This window comes from uncultured Gimesia sp., from assembly GCF_963976445.1.
Classification (GTDB): Bacteria; Planctomycetota; Planctomycetia; order Planctomycetales; family Planctomycetaceae; genus Gimesia.
On sequence record NZ_CAXBKP010000020.1, the window covers coordinates 22,936 to 42,451 of the forward strand.

The window sequence follows — 19,516 nt, forward strand, 5'->3', positions numbered from 1 at the left end:
TTCCGTATAAAGGATGCAGAGAGAGAAACAGCCTGTCAACGACCAGCCATGACACTGTAGAGGGATTCAGCAAGTTCAGTCTATTTAGTTAACAACCGAAAAAATCGAAACTCCCTACGTCAATATCGGGTAGAATTAAGGAGAGCGGATGCTTGCATCATAAATCTGCCTCTTCACAAGAGATCCGGTGAGGACTGATCTTGCAAAATGGTCAGAGAGGAGGTTAGGCTATATGTTAAAGAGTCCTGCCAAATAACTACCTGCCTCAGTTTGACCGTGTGCAATCGTCGCGCTCACTGCTTTCGAAATTAAAGACACTCGAAACAAATCAGCCTGAGTACCCACCCTAAGGTTTGACTAGAATGCGAATGATCAAAACCGTTTTCCATTTCTTGCCACTAAAGCATTCCGGGGGAATTTTCTATTCTCTCGGCTGTCTGCTGTTACTGACAAACTCTACTTTCGCGTTCGCAGAGCTGTCGAGTGTCGAAAAATCGGAAAAACAGTTTCAATCAAACGTCAAACAGTTTCTCACGAAATATTGCCTCGACTGCCATACCGGAGAAGAAGCGGAAGCGGGTCTGGGACTGGAGAAATACACCACCCGGTCCAGCATTCTGGAGCAGCGTGAAGCATGGGGTAAGATTGTTAAACGAATCCAGATTCAATCGATGCCTCCCAAAGATTCCGACCCTTTGCCAACGGACAAGGAACGAGAAGACGTCCTGGCGTGGTTTGACGATGCGTTATATGGAGTTGACTGTTCGGGTGATGTGAACCCCGGTCGTGTTACGATCAGGCGTTTGAATCGCAATGAATACAACAATACGATTCGCGATCTGGTTGGTATTGATTTTAAGCCTGCAGAAAACTTTCCTTCCGATGACGTCGGATATGGTTTCGATAACATTGGTGATGTACTGTCATTGCCACCACTGTTGATGGAAAAGTATCTAGATGCTGCGGAACAAATTTCCGAGAAAGCAATTTTCGCGAACACACCGGACAGCTACCCCTGGACTAAGATCCCCGAAAAAGACTTTAAGAAAGAGGGAGCCGTCAACCTGAGCAAGCGCAGCGCGAGTTTTCATTCGCGTGGCACGCTTCTGGGAACGATCAATCTGAAGCAGGCGGGCAAATATGAGTTCCAGATTGTCGCAGCGCAAACACCGGCTGGAAAAGATCCAGCGAAGATGGAAGTCAAGCTGGATGGAAAGTTACTGAAAAGCTTTGATGTCAAAGAAAACCGGAACGTTCCCAAAACCTTTACCTTCCCCAAGGCGATCTCGTTGCCAAAAGGGAAGCACGTGCTTTCGATTACTTTTTTGAACGACTTTTACGATCCCAAGGGACCGCCGAAAAAACGAGACCGCAACCTGTATGTGTTCGATGTGGCGTATAAAGGACCGTTAGGACAGCTTCCTTCGAATCTGCCTGAATCACACAATAAAATCATCACCTGTACTCCGGGCAGTGGACGGTCGGTTCGGTTTTGTGCAGAGAAAATTTTGCGACAATTTGGTACACAGGCATTTCGTCGACCGGTCAGTCGTGATGAAGTCAAGCCAGTGGTAGAGCTGGTTGAAGCCACCGTGAAATCGGGCAGAACATTCGAGGAGGGAATCCAGGTGGGTGTCCAGGCAATTCTGGTTTCCCCTCACTTCCTGTTCCGCATTGAAGGCATTCAGAATCCGGCTGGCAGGAGCAACGCGCAGAACGTCGCCCAGTACGAAATTGCGACGCGGCTGTCCTACTTTTTGTGGAGCAGTATGCCGGACGAAAAACTGTTCAGTCTGGCAGCACAAGGCCGGCTCAACGATCCGCGCACCTTGCAGGTTCAAGTTAAACGGATGCTGGAAGATCCCAAATCGGAAGCGTTCGTCAAAAACTTTGCCGGTCAATGGTTGAATCTGAGAAACCTGGAAGAGTTGACTCCGAATCCCCGTAAGTTCCGCGGTTTCAATACGCAGTTAAAAGAAGACATGCGACGTGAAACAGAAGAATTCTTTACCTACATCATGAAAGAAGATCGCAGCGTGATTGAATTTATCAACGCCGATTACACTTTTATGAATGAAAGTCTGGCAAAGTTCTACGGTAACAAGACTGTCAAAGGCGAAGCATTCCAGAAGGTCAAGCTTGATAAAACAAAACGGGCCGGCCTGATTACGCAGGCCAGTATCCTGACACTGACTTCGAACCCTGGGCGAACTTCTCCGGTAAAACGGGGAAAATGGATTATGGACAATATTCTGGGAACGCCTCCCCCTGCACCACCGCCGAACGTACCTGAGCTGGAAGCAGTAGCAGGTGCCAAGCCGAACGCGACACTACGAGAACAGCTAGCTTTACACCGTAACATTCCGGGTTGTGCGGCCTGTCACGATCAGATGGACCCACTCGGTTTGGGATTTGAAAATTTTGATGCTATCGGGCGCTGGAGAGATAAAGAGGGCCGGAACAAAATTGATTCTTCCGGCCTGTTACCCAGTGGCGAGTCTTTTAATGGCCCGATCGAATTAATTGCAATTCTGGAACAGCAGAAACAGGGTTTTAGCCGATCTTTAACAGAGAAGATGCTGACTTATGCCATTGGTCGTGGAGTTGAGTTCTACGACAAATGTGCCATAGATGAAATCACCGCGAACTTTACCACTAAGGGATATCGTTTTTCGGCGCTCGTCACCGAAATCGTACTTAGCGATCCCTTCCTAAAAACGTCAAAGAGGTCCTCAAAATGACACAGCTTCTGAAACGTCGTACATTCCTGCAAGGACTTGGAACCACAATGGCGCTGCCATTGCTGGAGATCATGCAGCCACATTCCAGCCTGGTCTCAGTTGCTGCTGCCGCCACGGGGAAACCTCCTGTGAGAACGGCTTTCATCTTTTTCCCCAATGGTGTCATCGGCCCCTCATGGATGCCGACCAGTGCGGGAAAAGGATATGAATTACCCAAATCTCTGAAGCCGCTTGAGAGTCTGAAATCGGACATCAACGTGATTTCCGGATTAGCTCAGATCAATGGACGTGCTCTAGGCGACGGTGCCGGCGATCATGCCCGCAGTGCCGGGGTGTATCTCACCAGTTCCCACCCAACCAAAACCAGTGGTGCCGACATCAAAGCCGGCATTTCGGTCGACCAGGTGGCTGCACAACAGGTCGGACATCAGACTCGACTTCCTTCTCTGGAGCTCGGACTGGTCCGCGGACGCAATGCAGGCCAATGCGACTCCGGTTACAGCTGTGCCTACTCATCCAATATTTCCTGGCGGACACCTTCGACTCCGACGGCGAAAGAAATTGTCCCCAAGCTGGCCTTCGAACGTCTGTTCGGCGGTGGTGCGGAACGAGAAAAGCAGCGTGCGCGGCATATGAAAGATCGCCAGAGTATTCTGGATCTGGTCAAGCATGACGCCGATCAGTTGAAAAAACAGCTTGGCAAAAGTGACAAACGAAAGATCGACGAATATTTTTCCAGTGTCCGTGAGATTGAGCAGCGAATCGAACGCAGTACGCAACACGAAATAATTAAGCCACCTGAAATGCAACTGCCCGCTGGTATTCCCAGCGATTTGCAGGAACACATCCATCTGATGTACGACCTGCTGGTTCTTGCATTCCAGACGGATACAACACGCATTGCAACATTCATGGTTGGCAATGCCGGCAGTAACCGCACCTACCCGATGGTGGGTGTGAATTCGGGACATCACGAATTGTCTCACCACCGCAACGATGAAAAGAAAATGGCCGATATTCAGAAGATTGATGAATATCTGACGAGCCAGTTTGCTTACTTCCTGAATCGCCTGCGATCAACGCCGGAAGGGAACAGTAATCTGCTGGACAATTCCATGATCTGTTACGGCAGTGCCCTCGGCGATGGAAATCGTCATACACACCATGATCTGCCGATCATACTGGCGGGTAAAGGTGGCGGTACGATTAAGACCGGCTACCACCATCAATTACCAACCGAAACACCACTGAGCAATCTGTTTGTCTCAATGCTCGATCGTGCGGGTGCTTCCGTGAATTCCTTTGGCGACAGTACCGGCCGCCTGACAGTCATCAACTCATAGTACGATTAACGCGATTCAACAGATTTATTTTGTTCAGGCTGCTTACCGGATCTGGTGAGCAGCCTGTTTGCGTTTTAGATTCATATAGACACATTTTTCGGTCTGTCTTAACATACAACTCAATTCGCACTTCCAACACAGACACCCCCACATTATCCAGAACTTGCACCTGGTATGGAAACCTCTCTGCATCGTCAATTGAAATCGTATTATGCACCGAATCCAGATTGTGAGGAAATCACGCTGGGTTCCTACCGCATTGATGCCGTCGACGGCGATCGCCTGATTGAAATTCAGCACGGCTCGTTGGGGGCGATTCGGGACAAGGTTAGATGTCTTCTCAAAAACCATGACGTGCATGTCGTCAAGCCGATTGCCATTCGCAAGTACCTGGTCAAGCGGAAGAAAAAAACCGGCGAACCAATATCGGCTCGATTCAGCCCTCGCCGCGGATCGGTGTTTGATCTGTTTGACGATCTGGTTCACTTCACGAATGTGTTTCCGCATCCACGCCTGACGCTGGAAGTAGCACTGACAATTCAGGAAGAGCATCGGGTCGTCCGTAAGCCACGTCGCTGGAAGGGAAAAGATTACCGCGTTCAGGATCGGGTACTGCGTTCGGTTGAAGAACAGATTGAACTCAACACCGCGGCGGACCTCTTGAACCTGATTCCGGGAAAACTTCCTTCTCCCTTTCATACACAGGATCTGGCCAAAGCAGCCGGAGTTCAACGCTGGCTGGCACAGAAGATCGCATACTGCCTGCGCAACACGGGTGCGATTACTTTGGTGGGAAAAGAAAAAAACGCACTGCTGTATGAGATCGCTGCCCAAGAGCAGGCAGCAGCGTAAAAAAAAGGAAACCCCCGAAATATTAATTGTGAGCTTCAATCACAATAGATTTGACTACCAACCAACTTTCTCAAAATCCGTATAGAGCCATCAAGTCCTAGGCTGCCGCTGACACTTATCGGCCATTATATTCGGCAGTCAAAACAACCCAAGTTGTCATCCGTATTGACACAAGCAGTTTTTTTCCGGGAGTTCCCTTATCTGACTTTATATAACCAGTCCGAAATGTAATCAGTCATCACCCATGACTTAGCAACTTAACCGCAAAAACAGATAGAAACTGATCGCAAATATATGACAAAATAGTCAAATACTAACAAGTCATTCAATCAAAGTGCGGTTCGAGGCTGAAGCATCTGTGTCTGCCTTAAAGTTGTTCTCGCAAGATCAATTTCGTCAGACTAAAAGATGCCGATTTAGGTTTTGACTGGAAACAGTCCGAGTCGGAAAGGTAGTGAAATAAGTTTACTCAGGTGGAATGTTTTTTGCGATCGAAATGTGTTTTCAATTAAAAACTGATTCGATCTCTGTGACAAACCAAACCTAATTCTCAGGTTAACTTTTCTTCCCAAAGAGTCAACATAGATGAGAGGAAAAAGCGCACGAAAATAAAATTCGTTTTTTTCGATCAGGACAGATTACCGAACGTTGACACTTGCGTTTATGAATGTGTTCTGAAAGTCGCGTGTAGCAGTGATTCCGTTTTTGATATTTATCAACAGCAAATCAGCGTGCAGTTGATTACAGAACACCTTTGGAAGAAGGGACTCCCTGTTGACGGGGATCAATCGAGACTGCTTGCCTGAGTGCACGCGCGGTGCCTTTGAATAAACCTTCTGCAATATGGTGACTGTTCGCTCCATGATGCAGTACTTGATGCAGGTTTAATAAGCCATTGGAAGCGAACGCCTGCCAGAATTCGCGAACCAGTTCTGTATCGAACTGCCCTACTTTTTCCGTCGGGAAATCGACCTTAAAAATGAACCAGGAACGACCGCTCAAATCGAGTGCAGTCGTCACGAGTGTTTCTTCCATGGGAATGGTCATCGAACCGTAGCGGGTAATTCCTTTTTTGTCTCCCAACGCCTCATGGAGGGTTTTCCCCAGGCAGATTCCAACATCTTCTACCGTGTGATGATAGTCAACATCCAGATCGCCGTTTGCTTTGATGGTCAAATCAAACAAGGCATGTCGCGCCAGCAACGTCAGCATATGATCGAAGAAACCAACGCCTGTTTGAATATCCGATTTGCCACTGCCATCCAGTTCCAACGTTAATTCGATCTGGGTTTCGGCGGTCTCACGTTTAATGGATGCTTTGCGACTCATCTCTGGGGACTCATATGTTAAAGGATCAAGATTTCAGTTCTCTAATCTTACAGCCCGGTTATTGATTCTCAAAAATGCATCAGCAGTGCCGAGGGACTTGGTTCGAATTCCTATGATGTTTGCCGGCCTGAATTGTATAACCGTCTTAACCGTACCTGAGCGGAAGGCAAGGTATTCCCGATTTAACAATGATTCAGCCGATCTCGCGTAAGGCATCGACGACCTGCTGGATCTCTTCGTCGGTCCCGACAGTGATTCTGAGTCCGTCCAAAGCTCCCTGTTCCAGAGAAAACTTCATATAACGCACCAGGATTTTACGACGTTTCAATTCCTGATAACGGCGTTCGTGCTCGCGGTCGGGATGTGTACACCAGACAAAATTAGTCTGGCTGTCGACAGCCTCAAAACCCAAACCTTTGAGTTGTGCGATGAGCTGATCGCGCGTCGTTCGAATTCGATTCGTGTTTGCCTGCATCCAGTCCTGATCTTTGAGCGCAGCAGTCGCAGCCGCCAGGGAAAGGGTGTTACAGTTATAACTGTCTTTTACCTTTCGCATGCCACGGATTAGCTCGGGATGGGCGACGGCAAAGCCGAATCGAATACCTGCCAGACTGTATGACTTACTCAGCGTTCGAGTGACCACAATCTTTTCGCCGAAGCCTGCTTTCAACAGTTCACACCGGTGAGGTCTGTCACAAAAATCGCCGTACGCTTCATCCAGCACCAGAATGCCCTCTGTGGGAATCAATGACAAAAGGTCTTCATCGGGCCAGCGGTTTCCGGAAGGTGCGTTTGGATTGGGGACAAACAGAATTTTACTCTTAGCTGCGACTTCCAGTGCATCGGCGACAGGCCAGTTCCAATCGGGTTGGAGTTGGATTTTTTGAAAACGGGCTCCCTGAATTTCTGCCAATGTTTCATACAATGTATAACTGGGATAAGGCGCAGAGACCATTTCATTTGGGTCCACAAACGCCCGCATCAGGATCGTCAAAATCTCATCACTGCCATTTCCGGGCAGAATCCAGTCCGGGTCGACCTGAAACAGTTCGGATGCGACTTTCCGAAATTCTGTCGCAAGCGGATCGGGATAAATATTCAAACGCCCTTCGAGAGCCCGCTGCACTGCTTCTTTGACATGGGGTGATGGAGGGTAGGCATTCTCATTGGTATTGAGTTTGACCCAGCCAGACTCCTGAGGCTGCTCGCCGGGAGTATAGCCTTCCATCTGTTGAATTTGAGTACGAAACAGACTCATAATGTTGATCTCTATAAAAGCGAAAAGGTTGGCCCGTCTGCTTATTCATCGGAATCCAAGGTAAGAACCTGAAATAAGACAAGGAAATCCAGACACGAGTTCTCAAAAAAATGAAGCTCGTTTACAAAATTACGAACTACAGAAAACCCACTATTATTGATCTGGAGATTCACCTTGCGCTTAGACATTAAACAGGAAGTGACAGATATCGCCATCCTGCATAATATATTCTTTGCCTTCGACTCGAAGTTTCCCGGCTTCTCGAATTACCTTTTCTGACTTAAATTCTTCCAGGTCAGCCACCGAATAAATTTCTGCGCGAATAAATCCGCGTTCAAAATCAGAATGAATGACTCCGGCAGCCTGGGGACCCGTCGCACCAATGGGAATTGTCCAGGCACGAATTTCGATTTTTCCGGCAGTAAAGTAACTCTGCAGTCCGAGTGTGTGGTAGGCTGCACGGGCGACAGCTGCCAGTGCCGGTTCTTCTAATCCGACGCTCTCAAGCATTTCATTGCGATCGGTTTCATCCAGTTCCGCGATCTCGGACTCCAGTCGACCACAGACGGCAACCACATCGCCGCCTTCTTCAGCAGCACGCTCGCGGACCCGTTGCACCAGTTCCCCTTCGCCAAGAACATCATCTTCATCCACATTCGCCAGATACAAGACCGGCTTGGCTGTAAGAAACTGATACCCTTTAAATATTTTCTGCTGGTCTGGATTTTCAAAAGAGAGTCCGCGGAGAGGTTCTTCCTGTGATAATTTTTCAGCACACGCATCCAGCACGACCAACCGCGCCTTGGCTTCTGCATTTCCTGACCGCGCTGTTTTGGCCGCTTTGACTTTCGCAGACTCAACGGACTGCATATCGGCCAGCATCAGTTCGATATCAATGGTTTCGATATCACTGATCGGATCGACCTTGCCTTCAACGTGGATCACATCGCCGTCCTCAAAACAACGGACCACATGCAGGATGGCATCAACGTTCCGAATATGGGAGAGAAACTTATTTCCCAGCCCTTCCCCTTCCGATGCGCCACGTACAATACCCGCAATATCCACCAGCCTTAAAATGGCCGGGATGACTTTGTCGGTTGGAATATAATCATGAATAATATCCAGCCGCGGATCTGGCACGTTGACAATTCCCACATTGGGTTCAATCGTACAGAAGGGATAGTTTTCACTAGCAATTCCTGCCGCTGTTAAGGCATTAAATAACGTCGATTTACCTACATTTGGCAGGCCAACAATACCAGCTTCCATAGCTCTTTTCAGTAATTAAATAATGGTGATGTAAATAGAACCTCGCCATATTTTTTGTTTCCGGGGAGGCTCGACCCTGATTCCGGTTTATCATAGCGTAGTCAGGAATCAAAAGGAATTGATCGAAACTCCTGTTCTCCCCTCTTTTCTTTCAGATTCTGTGGAAAAGCAGGCATGTACAACCAACCCAAGCCGTGGAACAGGGGTATAAATCTAAGACAAATTAAAATATTGCTACCTTTCCCTGAGGTGGCCAGTTAAACTGGAATTTGGATATTTATGCAAAAATCGATTTATATCTGAATCACTCCAAAGACCTATACACTACGACGAGCGGGCTATGCGATCCATTTTTCACCTTATGACTTTCAGCTTGATTTTTCTGGTTACCTTACCAGAATGTGATGCAGACACTTCGGCTACTGCGAAACCGAATATTATCCTGGTGATCACTGACGACCAGGGGTATGGAGATATTGCCGCACATGGCAACGCAATGATCAAAACACCGAACCTGGATCGGCTCTATCAACAGAGTGTGCGGTTAACGAATTTTCATGTGGATCCAACCTGTGCCCCCACTCGGTCTGCGTTAATGACAGGCCGATACTCATCTCGAACCGGCGTCTGGCATACCATCATGGGGCGTTCGTTGATGGATACCAATGAAGTCACATTGGCAGAAGTCTTTAAAAGCAACGGCTACCGGACCGGTCTATTTGGAAAATGGCATCTGGGCGATAATTACCCACTGCGTCCCCAAGACCAGGGCTTTGAGACAGTCGTGCAACATGGTGGCGGTGGCGTAGGTCAAACTCCAGACGACTGGCAAAATGATTATTTCGACGATACTTATCTCCGCCTGGGGAAACCGGAAAAGTTCACTGGATATTGCACGGATATCTGGTTCGATGAAGCGTGGAAGTTTATTGACTCAGACAAGTCGAAACCCTTCTTTGCTTACATCTCAACCAATGCCCCACACGGCCCTTATCTTGTCGATAAAAAATACAGCGATCCTTATGCCGCTCAAAACGTGACCGGCAATATGGCTCCCTTTTATGGGATGATTACCAATATCGACGAAAACATGGGACGGTTACTGAAGCATCTAAAGGAATCGGGACTCGAAGAGAATACGATCCTGATCTTCATGACTGATAATGGCACCGCCGCCGGAGTGCAACGTCCTAAGAAAACAGACCTCTCCAAAAAACAGCAACGACGAATCTCCAAAGGTAAGCCGGTCAAAATCGATATCTGGCAGGGATATAACGCCGGGATGCGGGGAACGAAGGGTTCAGAGTACGATGGTGGCCATCGAGTCCCCTGTTATATTCACTGGCCCGCAGGGAAGCTCACCGGGGGACGAGACATCAATCAGTTAACGGCTCACATTGATCTGCTTCCGACACTGGCAGAGCTCTGCAACCTGACTGTTTCCAGTGAGCTGAAACTGGACGGCACCAGTCTGGTTCCGATCCTGAAAGGGAAAAAAGAAGTACTACGTAAACGCACCCTGATTGTACATTCACAGCGAATCGAAACACCCGAAAAATGGCGGAAATCAGCTGTTATGACCGATCGCTGGAGGCTGGTTAATGAGAAGGAACTTTATGATATGCTGGCGGATCCGGGGCAAATTAAAAATGTCGCCGCCGAATATCCGGGCGTTGTCAAATACCTCACTGCCGAATATGAAAAATGGTGGGACAGCCTCACCCCCCCGTTTAGTCGCTACGTGGCGATCGGTCTTGGCGCGCGGGCTGAAAACCCTTCGCGACTGACCTGCCACGACTGGCACGCTCCTATCGAACAAGTTCCGTGGAACCACAAGTTGATCGCCAAAAATCCGATCGCCAATGGTTTCTGGATTGTTGATGTGACCCAGCCAGGGACCTATGAAATTACACTTCGCTCTCGCTCGGAATCAGCACACCACCCGCTGAAAAAAGGGCTCGCCCGTATTCAAATTGGCAATCAGAAGCAGGAACAAAAAGTGGCTGAAGGGGATCTGTCGACGACCTTCACGGTTGAGCTGACAAAAGGCCAGAAAAAACTGCAGACCTGGCTCGATGAAGGTAACGGCGTTTCACGCGGCGCGTTCTTTGTTGAGATTCTCCACAAAGAATAGTTTTGAGAAGGAATCGATCACTTCTTCGCAGGCTTCACTCTGATGAAGCCTGTTTGATCCCGACCCTGGCTTGAATGCGGTCGGTCTCTATCAACTGCTGTAGACGGCGTTGATTTTCTTCCAATTGGTCACGCGAATTTTCCGAATGCCATAAGTGAAATACGGGCGCAGCAAACCGGGCATCCTGATGATAAACGCCGTTTCTGATCAACCGCAGGACTAGATCAGAATCTTCCATGCCCCAACCGGTATAATCTTCATCAAAACCATTGACGGCCAGAAGGTCTTCTTTCCAGACAGACAGGTTACAGGTTTTGGCCCCTTCCCATGCTTTCGCCAGACGTCGCCGATACCAGCGTCCCAGAGGAATCCTGAATAACGGCAGCAGTCGGTTAATCTGTTTGCGTCGGCGGGCTTGAAACCACTGCCGCCGGGTCCAGGTATGAATGGGAATCTTTTCCTGAAGCACTTCCTGCGAGAAATTCTGTGAGAGTAAAACGCGATTGCCCGACAGAAACCAGCCTTGATCGGCCAGTCGCTGATGCTGCTGCAAGAACCAGGGGGCGGGAATACAATCACCATCGGTGAAGATAATATAATCTGCTTCCGAATTCTGGATGGCCCGATTTCGAATGGCGCCTGCACGAAATCCTTCGTCTGCATGCCAGACATGCTTCACGGGAAACGGTGCCTGATCTCGAAACTTGTCAATGACGGCTCGGGTTTCCTCTGTTGATCCATCGTCGGCAACAATCAATTCATCGGGAGGACGCTGTTGCGAGAGATAGCCTGCCAGCACGGCTTCTAATGCAGCCGGCCAGTTGTAAGTCGTAATAATGACAGCGAGTCCAGCCATGAAACGATCAGACTTCTTTCTGGTTCTCGCGATTGATTACCATGAGTTTCAGATAACGATAATACGTTCCCTCTGCATTCGAAATCGCCAGCATAAATCCTTCCTTGCCATCGAGAAAGCCGGCACGGAAGAAATAGGTCCGGAGAAACGTCCATAAACCATGTAGGATCGCTTTGCTCAAACCTGCTGTCTGGTGTTCCTCAGCCATCATTTTCGCGCCAGCCGTTGAGTACGAATTCATGGTGTTTAAAACCTGTTCGATGGTCAGTAACGATTCATGTATGATCGGCTCTTTCAATTTTCCGGCTTTGCCTTCCACAACGATGCGTTCGTGAACCAGATCATCACTGAAATTCGCCTTCCCTCTTCGGAAGAGACGCACCACACGGTCCGGCCACCAACCGCTGTGCTTCATGTAGCGCCCACAGTAATTAGAGCGTCGTGGCATGGAATAGGCATCATACCGCTTCGGCATCTGGATCACGCGTTTGATTTCCGTTTGCAGATCGTATGAAATTCGCTCGTCTGCATCGATCGAAAGCACCCACTCTTTAGTAGCGTATTGTAGTGCCCTGTTTTTCTGCGGTCCGAAGCCCGGCCAGTCCGTTTCATAGACTTTGTCTGTATATTCTTTACAAATTTCAACTGTCTGATCGGTGCTGCCGGAATCTAACACAATTATTTCATCCGCCCAGGCAACCGACGTCAGGCAATCCCGGATGGATGATTCTTCGTTTTTAACGATGACAATAATCGATAACGACATAAAGTTGACTTTTATACTACAAGACGAATTCACTGCACTTAACAGGAAAGTCAAACAACATTCAAGATTGTCAACCGTGCGCGATCCTGTTAAAAGAGGGTACCTGTTTGATGCATACTATTATGATCAACTGCTCTTTTTCCATAAAGATTGCCAAGAGTTTGGCAGGAATCTGCCATTCCGAAAAGGGTAATCGACAAAATCATGAAAAGCCCCGGTGAAATTGTCTGATTTTCATTGCGAAGAATATACCCGCTTCAAATTGTTCGATGACAGTGCCACTTATACGACAATTCGCTGTCTTAAAGAAGAAGACTTACGTTCCGTATGGCTGATCGATCTTCCCGGACGTGGCCTGACAACTCTCAAACGCTGGCCGATCTCCTGGAAACTCCGCTGGAAATCGCTTTTCAAACAGTCACAGCCTCAACGTCAGCTTACGGGTGCCTGGAAATTATTGACCGCTGGCATCAATACGCCACAACCAGTGACCCCCGTTTATCGTTCGGGTGAGTTTTTCCAACTGGAAATGCCGTTTATCGAAGGATCTACCGCATTTGACCTGCTAAAATCTGGCTCCGATTACACTCATGCCGAACAATGCCTGATTGCCAGAGAGCTGGGAACGATTGTTCAAAAACTTGCGTTGTCGCACTTACGGCATCGTGATTTGAAACTAGAAAACGTGGTCGTCAAACCCGCCAATCAAGTTCAACCAAAACCAACACTCTGGCTCATTGACCCTGTCGGAATCCGTGCCTGCTGGTCGCCACTCACTGCTATCGTTTATATGCTCGACCGACTGGCAATTCAGCCGATTCACGAACAAGTCCCCCTACCGATCTCTCTGCAAATCATCTGTATACGCTCCGCGGTTAATTCAATCTCTCGCAGTCAGCGTACGTTGTTTTTTCAGAAACTGAGAACACAGCTACGAAGATCCACCCGAACAATGAGAGTCTCTGAGTGATTGATCTTGCTCCTATCGGCTAAAAGAAATAAAAACACTTTTTGTAAGGTTCCTTTTCCAAGCCTCTTTTGTCTTTCCATGTAAGACACTCTTTCGTCAGGTCTGACATGAGCCCATTCGCACAAAACCCGCTGTTTTCTAAATCACCCCAGGTCGAAGAAGCATCCGGCGCTCTCTGGCTCAAACGTGCTTTGATTCTATGGGCAGTCCTCTGGATCGCTGTGAGCGTGAAATTTGTTGTGCAGCCAGAGAGAAAATCGGTATATCCCTGCTTTGCCGATTCATCGATTAACTGGTGGGCCGACCGCAGTTTGTATGATAATGAAACCCAGGATACGGGATTTCGATATAGCCCGACATTTGCTTTGGCTTTTTCTCCCTTTGCGATTCTGCCGGCCCCCGTGGGTGGCATCCTCTGGTCGGCACTGAATATCGCGTTGCTGGTTTTTGCGTTGCGATTATTAATCAAAGAAATTTTCCCGGGAGATTGGACGAAGTTTCAGGAAGCCTGCTTCCTGATGCTTAGTCTGGCAGGCTGCACGCGCGCGATCTGGTCGGCTCAAAGTAACTCACTCGTCTTCGCGTTAGCCGTTTTCGCGATGGTCTCTCTGAAAAAAGAACGCTGGTGGTCAGCCGGATTCCTGTTGGCAGCTGCCGTTCATATTAAGCTTTGGCCTGCCGCCCTGGCATTACTGTTAATGGCTCGCTTTCCCAAACAGCTTGCATTTCGATTTGCTGCTGCTGGCGCTATTTTGATAATCCCCCCCTTCTTAACACGACCATTGCCTGTCGTCCTTCAACAATACCAGGACTGGTATGCTTTGCTGACGGGACCTTACCGAACGCTCAGACAAGCCGGATTACGCGATGCCTACACGATAGCCGAGCACTTTGGGACGTACGTGGATGACCGCGTTTATACACTCCTGCAACTGGTATTGGCTGGACTGGCTTTACTATGGTGTCTCAGACTCGCCAAAATCACGCGTTCTACCGAAACCTATTTCACAGGCGTGCTCACAACCTGGGTTTGCTGGCAATTGCTAGCGGGCCCCGGAACAGAAAGGCTGACATTTCTACTCGCCGCTCCCATTGCGAGCTGGGCACTCATTGTCAGCTTTAAGGAACACTGCTATCCATTGTTAGCGACCATCGCCTGGCTGATGCTGATCCCTTTGGGTATGGGAGGCGTCGAACGTCTGCTCTTGCCGATCGCATCCTGGTCTCCTGCTATTCTGCCGCTGGGAATTATCCCGCTCATGGCCTGGCAGATAGTCTATGTCGAGAGTCGCGCTGATCTGAGTCAGTCTGCTCAGGTAATCGGACGTAGCAAGCTGCAGAACCAAGATCCATCATGGGCCGCCTGAATTAGATTCAAGCCGCTTTATGATTCTGCTGTTCCAAGAGAGAAACAACTGCTCGAAAGACTTGGTCCGGACCGAGATCTTTCATACAACGATGGTGACCTAAAGGGCACACCCGTTGCTGGCAAGGTCCGCAATCCATTTTTAACTGTAAATGCAAACCACGATCATAAAAGGTCTCGCTCCATAAAATATGAGTGGGACCAAACAGTGTCACAACGGGGACTTGAAAAGGAGCCGCGAAATGCCGGGGCCCTGAATCGGTTGTGACGAGCAACTCGGCTTGTTGAATCGCTGCTTTGGTCAAACCTAAATGAAGTGGTTCAGCCGCCAGAGATGTTACCAGAGGATGGTTGGCCTGTTCGACAATCTGTAAGGCTTCTGCTTTTTCGGCTGGCCCACAAACGACTAACACGGACCGATTCATTTCTTTCGCAACTCGCTGGGCCAGTTCCCCAAAATGCGTGGTAGGCCAATGTTTGGCGGCTCCGAATGCCCCACCTGGATTCAAACAGACCAGAGGGCGGCTTTTGAATTCGGCCGACTGTTTATCCAGAAATGATTTCCAGCGTCTCCGGTCTGCATCGGTAACTGCTAGTTCCATCGTTCGGGATAACGGCAGCGAGACCTCTGCCCCAGCCTGATCTTCTTCAATCAAAAAGGTAGCGATACGCAGATATTCATCGATCGCAGGATGAGGCTTCTTTTTATCTCCCGCTGGAAGTGCATCAGTTAACAACCAGCGACGCCCGTCGCGATTAATCCCGACCCGCCGCGGAATCCCTGCTAAAAATGAAAGCCAGGCACTGCGAAACGAATTCGGAAACAGAATCGACAAATCAAATCGCTCGCGTCTGAGCTGCTGCAAAAGTTGAAAACGGGATCCCAGTTTCTGACCGCTCTGCAAGGAGATTGTACGATCTATCAGGTCTAAACCGTCTAAGGTATCAGCGACATAAGGCCTCTGAATCGTCACAATTTCCGCATCAGGAAACTGATGACGAATCGCCCGCAGAGCCGGTGTTGCCATCACAGCATCACCTATCCAGTTTGGCAAAAAGACTGCAATTTTCATCCGGCTTTTCGTTTCGGAGGCTCGATGGGAGAATTGGACGAAGGCACAGCAGATTCCGTTTCCTGACTGCTGCGAATGATTCCGAGAACTTGTGTTGTGGAAATACCAGGAGTTATTCCAAGTGCTTTGACTTCGCCGCCATAAGACTCAATGATCTCCCAGCCAACGATTTCCTCTTTCTTGTAAGTTCCCCCTTTGACCAGTAAATCCGGCTTGAGTTGCTTCAGCAACTCACAAGGCGTTGTTTCATCGAAAATGACAACGTAATCAATGCCTTCTAAAGCAGCCAACATCGAAGCCCGATGAGTCTGGCCAAAGATCGGTCGATCGGAGCCTTTATTTAAAGTTCGCACACTAGCATCACTGTTGACGGCAACGATCAGGCAATCACCTTCAGCGGCTGCTTGCTCCAGATAGGAAACATGCCCCACATGCATGACATCGAAGCATCCGTTGGTGAGCACGACCTTCTGCCCCAGCTTTTGACGGGCTTTTACATGCCGCTGCAATTCTTCCAGTGGCAGAATTTTTTCACTTGTGACCCTTGATCCCATCAGGAGGTCAGCCAGCATTTCCTCACGACTGAGTGTGACCACACCAATCTGCTCCACTTCCAGACCGCCGGCGACATTTGCCAGACGAGCCAGATCAGCAGGGGGAATTCCAGCAGCACTCCCGACACCAATCGTCGCCAGTACCATGTCACCTGCGCCAGTAATGTCGTACACTTCCCGCTTGCGTGTCGGCAAAAGTTCTGTAGTACCATTCGCCTGTGTTAATGCGATTCCATCGCTGTCAAGTGTGACAAACACATACTGCAGATTCAGATCATCACATAATTTTTTACCAGCTTGAAATGCATCGTCTGCCGATCTCACTTCAAAGCCAACGGCCTGAGATGTTTCCAGTCGATTAGGTGTGATTGCTGTCGCACCGGAATAAATGTGGTAATCACGACCGGGACAAGGATCAACGATTACAGGAACTCCGACCCGTCTCGCTTCATCCAACACAGTGGCTAAGATTTGGGGAGTGCAGACTCCTTTTGCATAATCACTAACCAAAATGGCCTGATGCTCTGGGATCATTGGCATAATGATATTGAGTAAGGCATCCGTTGTCGCTTGATCAAGGGGCGTATTCACTTCGCGATCTACACGAAGAATCTGATGTGGATGTCTCTGTTGGGCACGCCCCATAAATCGTTGTTTGACAGTTGTCGGGCGACTGGCATCAGCAACAATTGCCGTGCAATCAATGCCTTTCTCGATGAGCGCATCTCTGATGACAGCACCATCCAAATCCGTGCCGGTCACTCCTGCCATTGTTACTTCCGATTCAAGACCGATCAGCATATTGGCAACATTTGCTGCCCCTCCCAGCCGAACTTCTTGAGTATCTTCTCGCAACAGGATTACAGGCGCTTCCTGGCTGATCCGTTCTGCGTTTCCCCAGGTATATCGATCCAGAATTAAATCACCCAGTACCAGAATCTTGGGATGACCTAATTTTTGAATAGTGTTGATTAAATGATAGGACATAAATCAGGCGTTTCAGATGTTGTTATAAACCCAGTTCAGTTAATGTGATCTGTAGACATCACAGGCTGCGGAATCATCATCAGAACACGAGATTGAGTCAATGCCGATTTTGCCAGCCTGGGAAACATGGGGTCATTGGGGGCAAAAATTTTAGTATTGAGTATCGATGTTTGGATCTCGATGAAAGATTCATCTCAAACACAATTGAATCGCTGAAACACAGGCTCTTATTTGCCAAACTGCAATTCCAACAGCAGCTCTTTGACGGCTGTCATCGGAATCTCATCCCGTTCGATCGTTTTGGAAGAACTGATGAAGACAGGCGCTTCTGACTCTTCTTTCCCTGGCGTGGGTAATCGACCATGACTGCCTTTAACAAGGCCCGCGTCCAGACTGGTCAGATCCATGTAATAACGAAAACCTAATATTTTCTGGGCCAATCTGCGTGCGATTCGTAATTTAGGGAACCGAATCTGTGGATCAACAAAGAGTTCAACCGGGTCATAGCCCGGTTTGCGATGAATGTCCACGGTCCGTGCATAATCGGGGGCTACGCGATCATCCAGCCAGAAATAATAAGTAAACCAGGCTCCCGGGGCTGCTACAACAACAAGTTCCCCAGACCGATGATGGTCGATTCCAAATTCAGCTTGCTGAGTCCGATCTAGAACCATTTCGATCCCATCGACTTTTTCAAGCAAAGATTTGACGTCAGATATTTGAGTAGGATTCTCGACATACACATGGGCCAATTGGTGATCGGCAACCGCAAAAGCAGCTGAGGCACCACAATCCAATGTCTCCCACCCTAAAACTTCATTCCTGACCTGCAACCATCCGTGTTCCCGCAAAATACGATTAATATGAATCGGCTTTGAAACATCGGTAATCGCATACTCTGAGAGTACAACTACTTCTGCCCCGCTATTTTGAGCCACATCAATCAAACGTCCGGCTTCGCGATCTATATCTCTAATGTCCTGATTAATAGCAGGATCACTCACTCCCAGCCGCTGCAGGTTATAGTCGAGGTGCGGTAAATAAACTAAACTCAGGTCTGGTTTCTTATCCTGAAATACTTTGATTGAAGCATCAACGATCCAGCGGGAACTGGAAATATCCGCACCGGGGCCCCAGAATCGTAATAGAGGAAAGACCCCCAATTCTGACTGCAGTTCGTCTTTCAGACTTTCTGGCTGACTGTATGAATCAAAGACTTTTCGTCCATCGGCCGGATAACTGGGCCGTGGAGTGACAGACCAGTCAACAGGTGCGTACATGTTGTACCACCAGAACATTTTCGCGGTGGTGTAGTCCGGTTTTCTACGTTTTGCCGCCTCATAAATTCGCTCACCTTGAACCAGTTTATTTGACTGCTTCCAGAACATCACTTCAGAAAGCTCACGGAAATACCAACCATTGGCAACGACCCCATGATCACGAGGCATGAGCCCCGTCAGTAAAGTCGATTGTGTAGAGCATGTTACAGCCGGCAAGATTGTTCCCATGGGCTTGGAAAACCCCTGATTTGCCAGACGCATCAGATTCGGAGTTTGATTTCCCAGCATCTCATGGGTAAGTCCCACAATATTGATGACAACTAACGGCTTGACCATATAGCCCACAACCTCATAACTATTTCACAATAAATAACTTACATCTAATTTGGATGGATAAGTTTAACCTGCTGCAAACAAAAAGGGAAGTTGGGCTTTAAAACGATTCGCATGTGAAAAACATGTCCTTATTTATGAAGGATCACCGAATTAGACAGTTAGATTTTGAAAAATGATACGTCCATCCAGAGCTAAGAGAAATCTCAAAAGGACAGTATACAAATACTTCGAATACTATTAGGTAGAATCTCTTAAAGACGAAACTTGTGTAACTTATCGCCAGGACAACATTGTATTTTTTGACTCATCCTATTTACTGTTAAAACCTTAGGATCACAATAGTTCATCCGAGCAGTGCCAATGTTTCTGAAAAGCATCATAACTTAACAAATGTTTTTA

General features: G+C 48.3%; 14 protein-coding genes. 6 read left to right on the forward strand and 8 right to left on the reverse strand.

Going from position 1 to position 19,516, the window contains the following annotated elements; genetic code table 11:
• The first annotated feature begins 362 nt into the window (after positions 1 to 362).
• The 3 genes from AAC022_RS19475 (at position 363) to AAC022_RS19485 (ending at position 4,936) form a co-directional block, all read left to right on the forward strand.
• A complete protein-coding gene (locus tag AAC022_RS19475; RefSeq protein ID WP_339733679.1) occupies positions 363 to 2,741 on the forward strand; it encodes a DUF1592 domain-containing protein in 2,379 nt (792 codons plus the stop codon).
• Positions 2,738 to 4,084: a DUF1552 domain-containing protein gene (locus AAC022_RS19480; protein ID WP_339733680.1), complete on the forward strand. Its 1,347-nt coding sequence runs from the start codon at positions 2,738 to 2,740 to the stop codon at positions 4,082 to 4,084. The genes AAC022_RS19475 and AAC022_RS19480 overlap by 4 nt, the downstream gene beginning before the upstream one ends.
• A gap of 174 nt (positions 4,085 to 4,258) precedes the next feature.
• Positions 4,259 to 4,936, forward strand: a complete 678-nt coding sequence (locus AAC022_RS19485) for a hypothetical protein (RefSeq protein ID WP_339733681.1) — start codon at positions 4,259 to 4,261, stop codon at positions 4,934 to 4,936.
• Between the two features lie 741 nt (positions 4,937 to 5,677).
• Here the strand turns inward: AAC022_RS19485 and hisB are convergent.
• The 3 genes from hisB to ychF form a co-directional block, all read right to left on the reverse strand.
• Entirely contained in the window at positions 5,678 to 6,265 is a 588-nt protein-coding gene (gene hisB, locus AAC022_RS19490) for an imidazoleglycerol-phosphate dehydratase HisB (protein ID WP_339733682.1), read from the reverse strand.
• A 193-nt stretch (positions 6,266 to 6,458) separates the two neighbouring features.
• Positions 6,459 to 7,523 carry a histidinol-phosphate transaminase gene (gene hisC / locus AAC022_RS19495; protein WP_339733683.1) on the reverse strand — a complete coding sequence of 355 codons (1,065 nt, stop codon included), beginning with the start codon at positions 7,521 to 7,523 and terminating at the stop codon, positions 6,459 to 6,461.
• 180 nt (positions 7,524 to 7,703) lie between these two features.
• Positions 7,704 to 8,795, reverse strand: a complete 1,092-nt coding sequence (gene ychF / locus AAC022_RS19500; RefSeq protein ID WP_339733684.1) for a redox-regulated ATPase YchF — start codon at positions 8,793 to 8,795, stop codon at positions 7,704 to 7,706.
• A gap of 340 nt (positions 8,796 to 9,135) precedes the next feature.
• Between ychF and AAC022_RS19505 the strand changes: the two genes are divergently transcribed.
• Positions 9,136 to 10,929 carry an arylsulfatase gene (locus AAC022_RS19505; RefSeq protein WP_339733685.1) on the forward strand — a complete coding sequence of 598 codons (1,794 nt, stop codon included), beginning with the start codon at positions 9,136 to 9,138 and terminating at the stop codon, positions 10,927 to 10,929.
• A gap of 34 nt (positions 10,930 to 10,963) precedes the next feature.
• Here the strand turns inward: AAC022_RS19505 and AAC022_RS19510 are convergent, their stop codons facing one another.
• A complete protein-coding gene (locus tag AAC022_RS19510; RefSeq protein ID WP_339733686.1) occupies positions 10,964 to 11,785 on the reverse strand; it encodes a glycosyltransferase family 2 protein in 822 nt (273 codons plus the stop codon).
• Between the two features lie 7 nt (positions 11,786 to 11,792).
• Positions 11,793 to 12,551 carry a glycosyltransferase family 2 protein gene (locus AAC022_RS19515; protein WP_339733687.1) on the reverse strand — a complete coding sequence of 253 codons (759 nt, stop codon included), beginning with the start codon at positions 12,549 to 12,551 and terminating at the stop codon, positions 11,793 to 11,795.
• A 217-nt stretch (positions 12,552 to 12,768) separates the two neighbouring features.
• Here AAC022_RS19515 and AAC022_RS19520 point away from each other — a divergent pair, with 217 nt between their 5' ends.
• The gene (locus AAC022_RS19520) at positions 12,769 to 13,521 is read left to right on the forward strand and encodes a hypothetical protein (protein WP_339733688.1); all 753 of its coding nucleotides are present in this window, start codon (positions 12,769 to 12,771) and stop codon (positions 13,519 to 13,521) included.
• Positions 13,522 to 13,628: 107 nt separating this feature from the next.
• Positions 13,629 to 14,888, forward strand: a complete 1,260-nt coding sequence (locus AAC022_RS19525; protein ID WP_339733689.1) for a glycosyltransferase family 87 protein — start codon at positions 13,629 to 13,631, stop codon at positions 14,886 to 14,888.
• Positions 14,889 to 14,895: 7 nt separating this feature from the next.
• Here AAC022_RS19525 and waaF read toward each other — a convergent pair whose 3' ends face one another.
• The 3 genes from waaF to AAC022_RS19540 form a co-directional block, all read right to left on the reverse strand.
• A complete protein-coding gene (gene waaF, locus AAC022_RS19530; RefSeq protein WP_339733690.1) occupies positions 14,896 to 15,960 on the reverse strand; it encodes a lipopolysaccharide heptosyltransferase II in 1,065 nt (354 codons plus the stop codon).
• Complete coding sequence (locus AAC022_RS19535) at positions 15,957 to 17,501, reverse strand: bifunctional heptose 7-phosphate kinase/heptose 1-phosphate adenyltransferase (RefSeq protein WP_339733691.1); 1,545 nt, start codon at positions 17,499 to 17,501, stop codon at positions 15,957 to 15,959. Before AAC022_RS19535 ends, waaF begins: the two co-directional genes overlap by 4 nt.
• Before the next feature lie 227 nt (positions 17,502 to 17,728).
• Positions 17,729 to 19,117 carry a nucleotide pyrophosphatase/phosphodiesterase family protein gene (locus AAC022_RS19540; RefSeq protein WP_339733692.1) on the reverse strand — a complete coding sequence of 463 codons (1,389 nt, stop codon included), beginning with the start codon at positions 19,115 to 19,117 and terminating at the stop codon, positions 17,729 to 17,731.
• Between the last annotated feature and the right edge of the window lie 399 nt (positions 19,118 to 19,516).

What these genes read in the sequence shown, in the direction of transcription:
- AAC022_RS19475 (WP_339733679.1), top strand. Translation starts at nt 363, where the DNA reads ATGCGAATGATCAAAACCGTTTTCCATTTCTTGCCACTAAAGCATTCC.
- AAC022_RS19480 (WP_339733680.1), top strand. Translation starts at nt 2,738, where the DNA reads ATGACACAGCTTCTGAAACGTCGTACATTCCTGCAAGGACTTGGAACC.
- AAC022_RS19485 (WP_339733681.1), top strand. Translation starts at nt 4,259, where the DNA reads ATGGAAACCTCTCTGCATCGTCAATTGAAATCGTATTATGCACCGAAT.
- hisB (WP_339733682.1), bottom strand. Translation starts at nt 6,265, where the DNA reads ATGAGTCGCAAAGCATCCATTAAACGTGAGACCGCCGAAACCCAGATC.
- hisC (WP_339733683.1), bottom strand. Translation starts at nt 7,523, where the DNA reads ATGAGTCTGTTTCGTACTCAAATTCAACAGATGGAAGGCTATACTCCC.
- ychF (WP_339733684.1), bottom strand. Translation starts at nt 8,795, where the DNA reads ATGGAAGCTGGTATTGTTGGCCTGCCAAATGTAGGTAAATCGACGTTA.
- AAC022_RS19505 (WP_339733685.1), top strand. Translation starts at nt 9,136, where the DNA reads ATGCGATCCATTTTTCACCTTATGACTTTCAGCTTGATTTTTCTGGTT.
- AAC022_RS19510 (WP_339733686.1), bottom strand. Translation starts at nt 11,785, where the DNA reads ATGGCTGGACTCGCTGTCATTATTACGACTTACAACTGGCCGGCTGCA.
- AAC022_RS19515 (WP_339733687.1), bottom strand. Translation starts at nt 12,551, where the DNA reads ATGTCGTTATCGATTATTGTCATCGTTAAAAACGAAGAATCATCCATC.
- AAC022_RS19525 (WP_339733689.1), top strand. Translation starts at nt 13,629, where the DNA reads ATGAGCCCATTCGCACAAAACCCGCTGTTTTCTAAATCACCCCAGGTC.
- waaF (WP_339733690.1), bottom strand. Translation starts at nt 15,960, where the DNA reads ATGAAAATTGCAGTCTTTTTGCCAAACTGGATAGGTGATGCTGTGATG.
- AAC022_RS19535 (WP_339733691.1), bottom strand. Translation starts at nt 17,501, where the DNA reads ATGTCCTATCATTTAATCAACACTATTCAAAAATTAGGTCATCCCAAG.
- AAC022_RS19540 (WP_339733692.1), bottom strand. Translation starts at nt 19,117, where the DNA reads ATGGTCAAGCCGTTAGTTGTCATCAATATTGTGGGACTTACCCATGAG.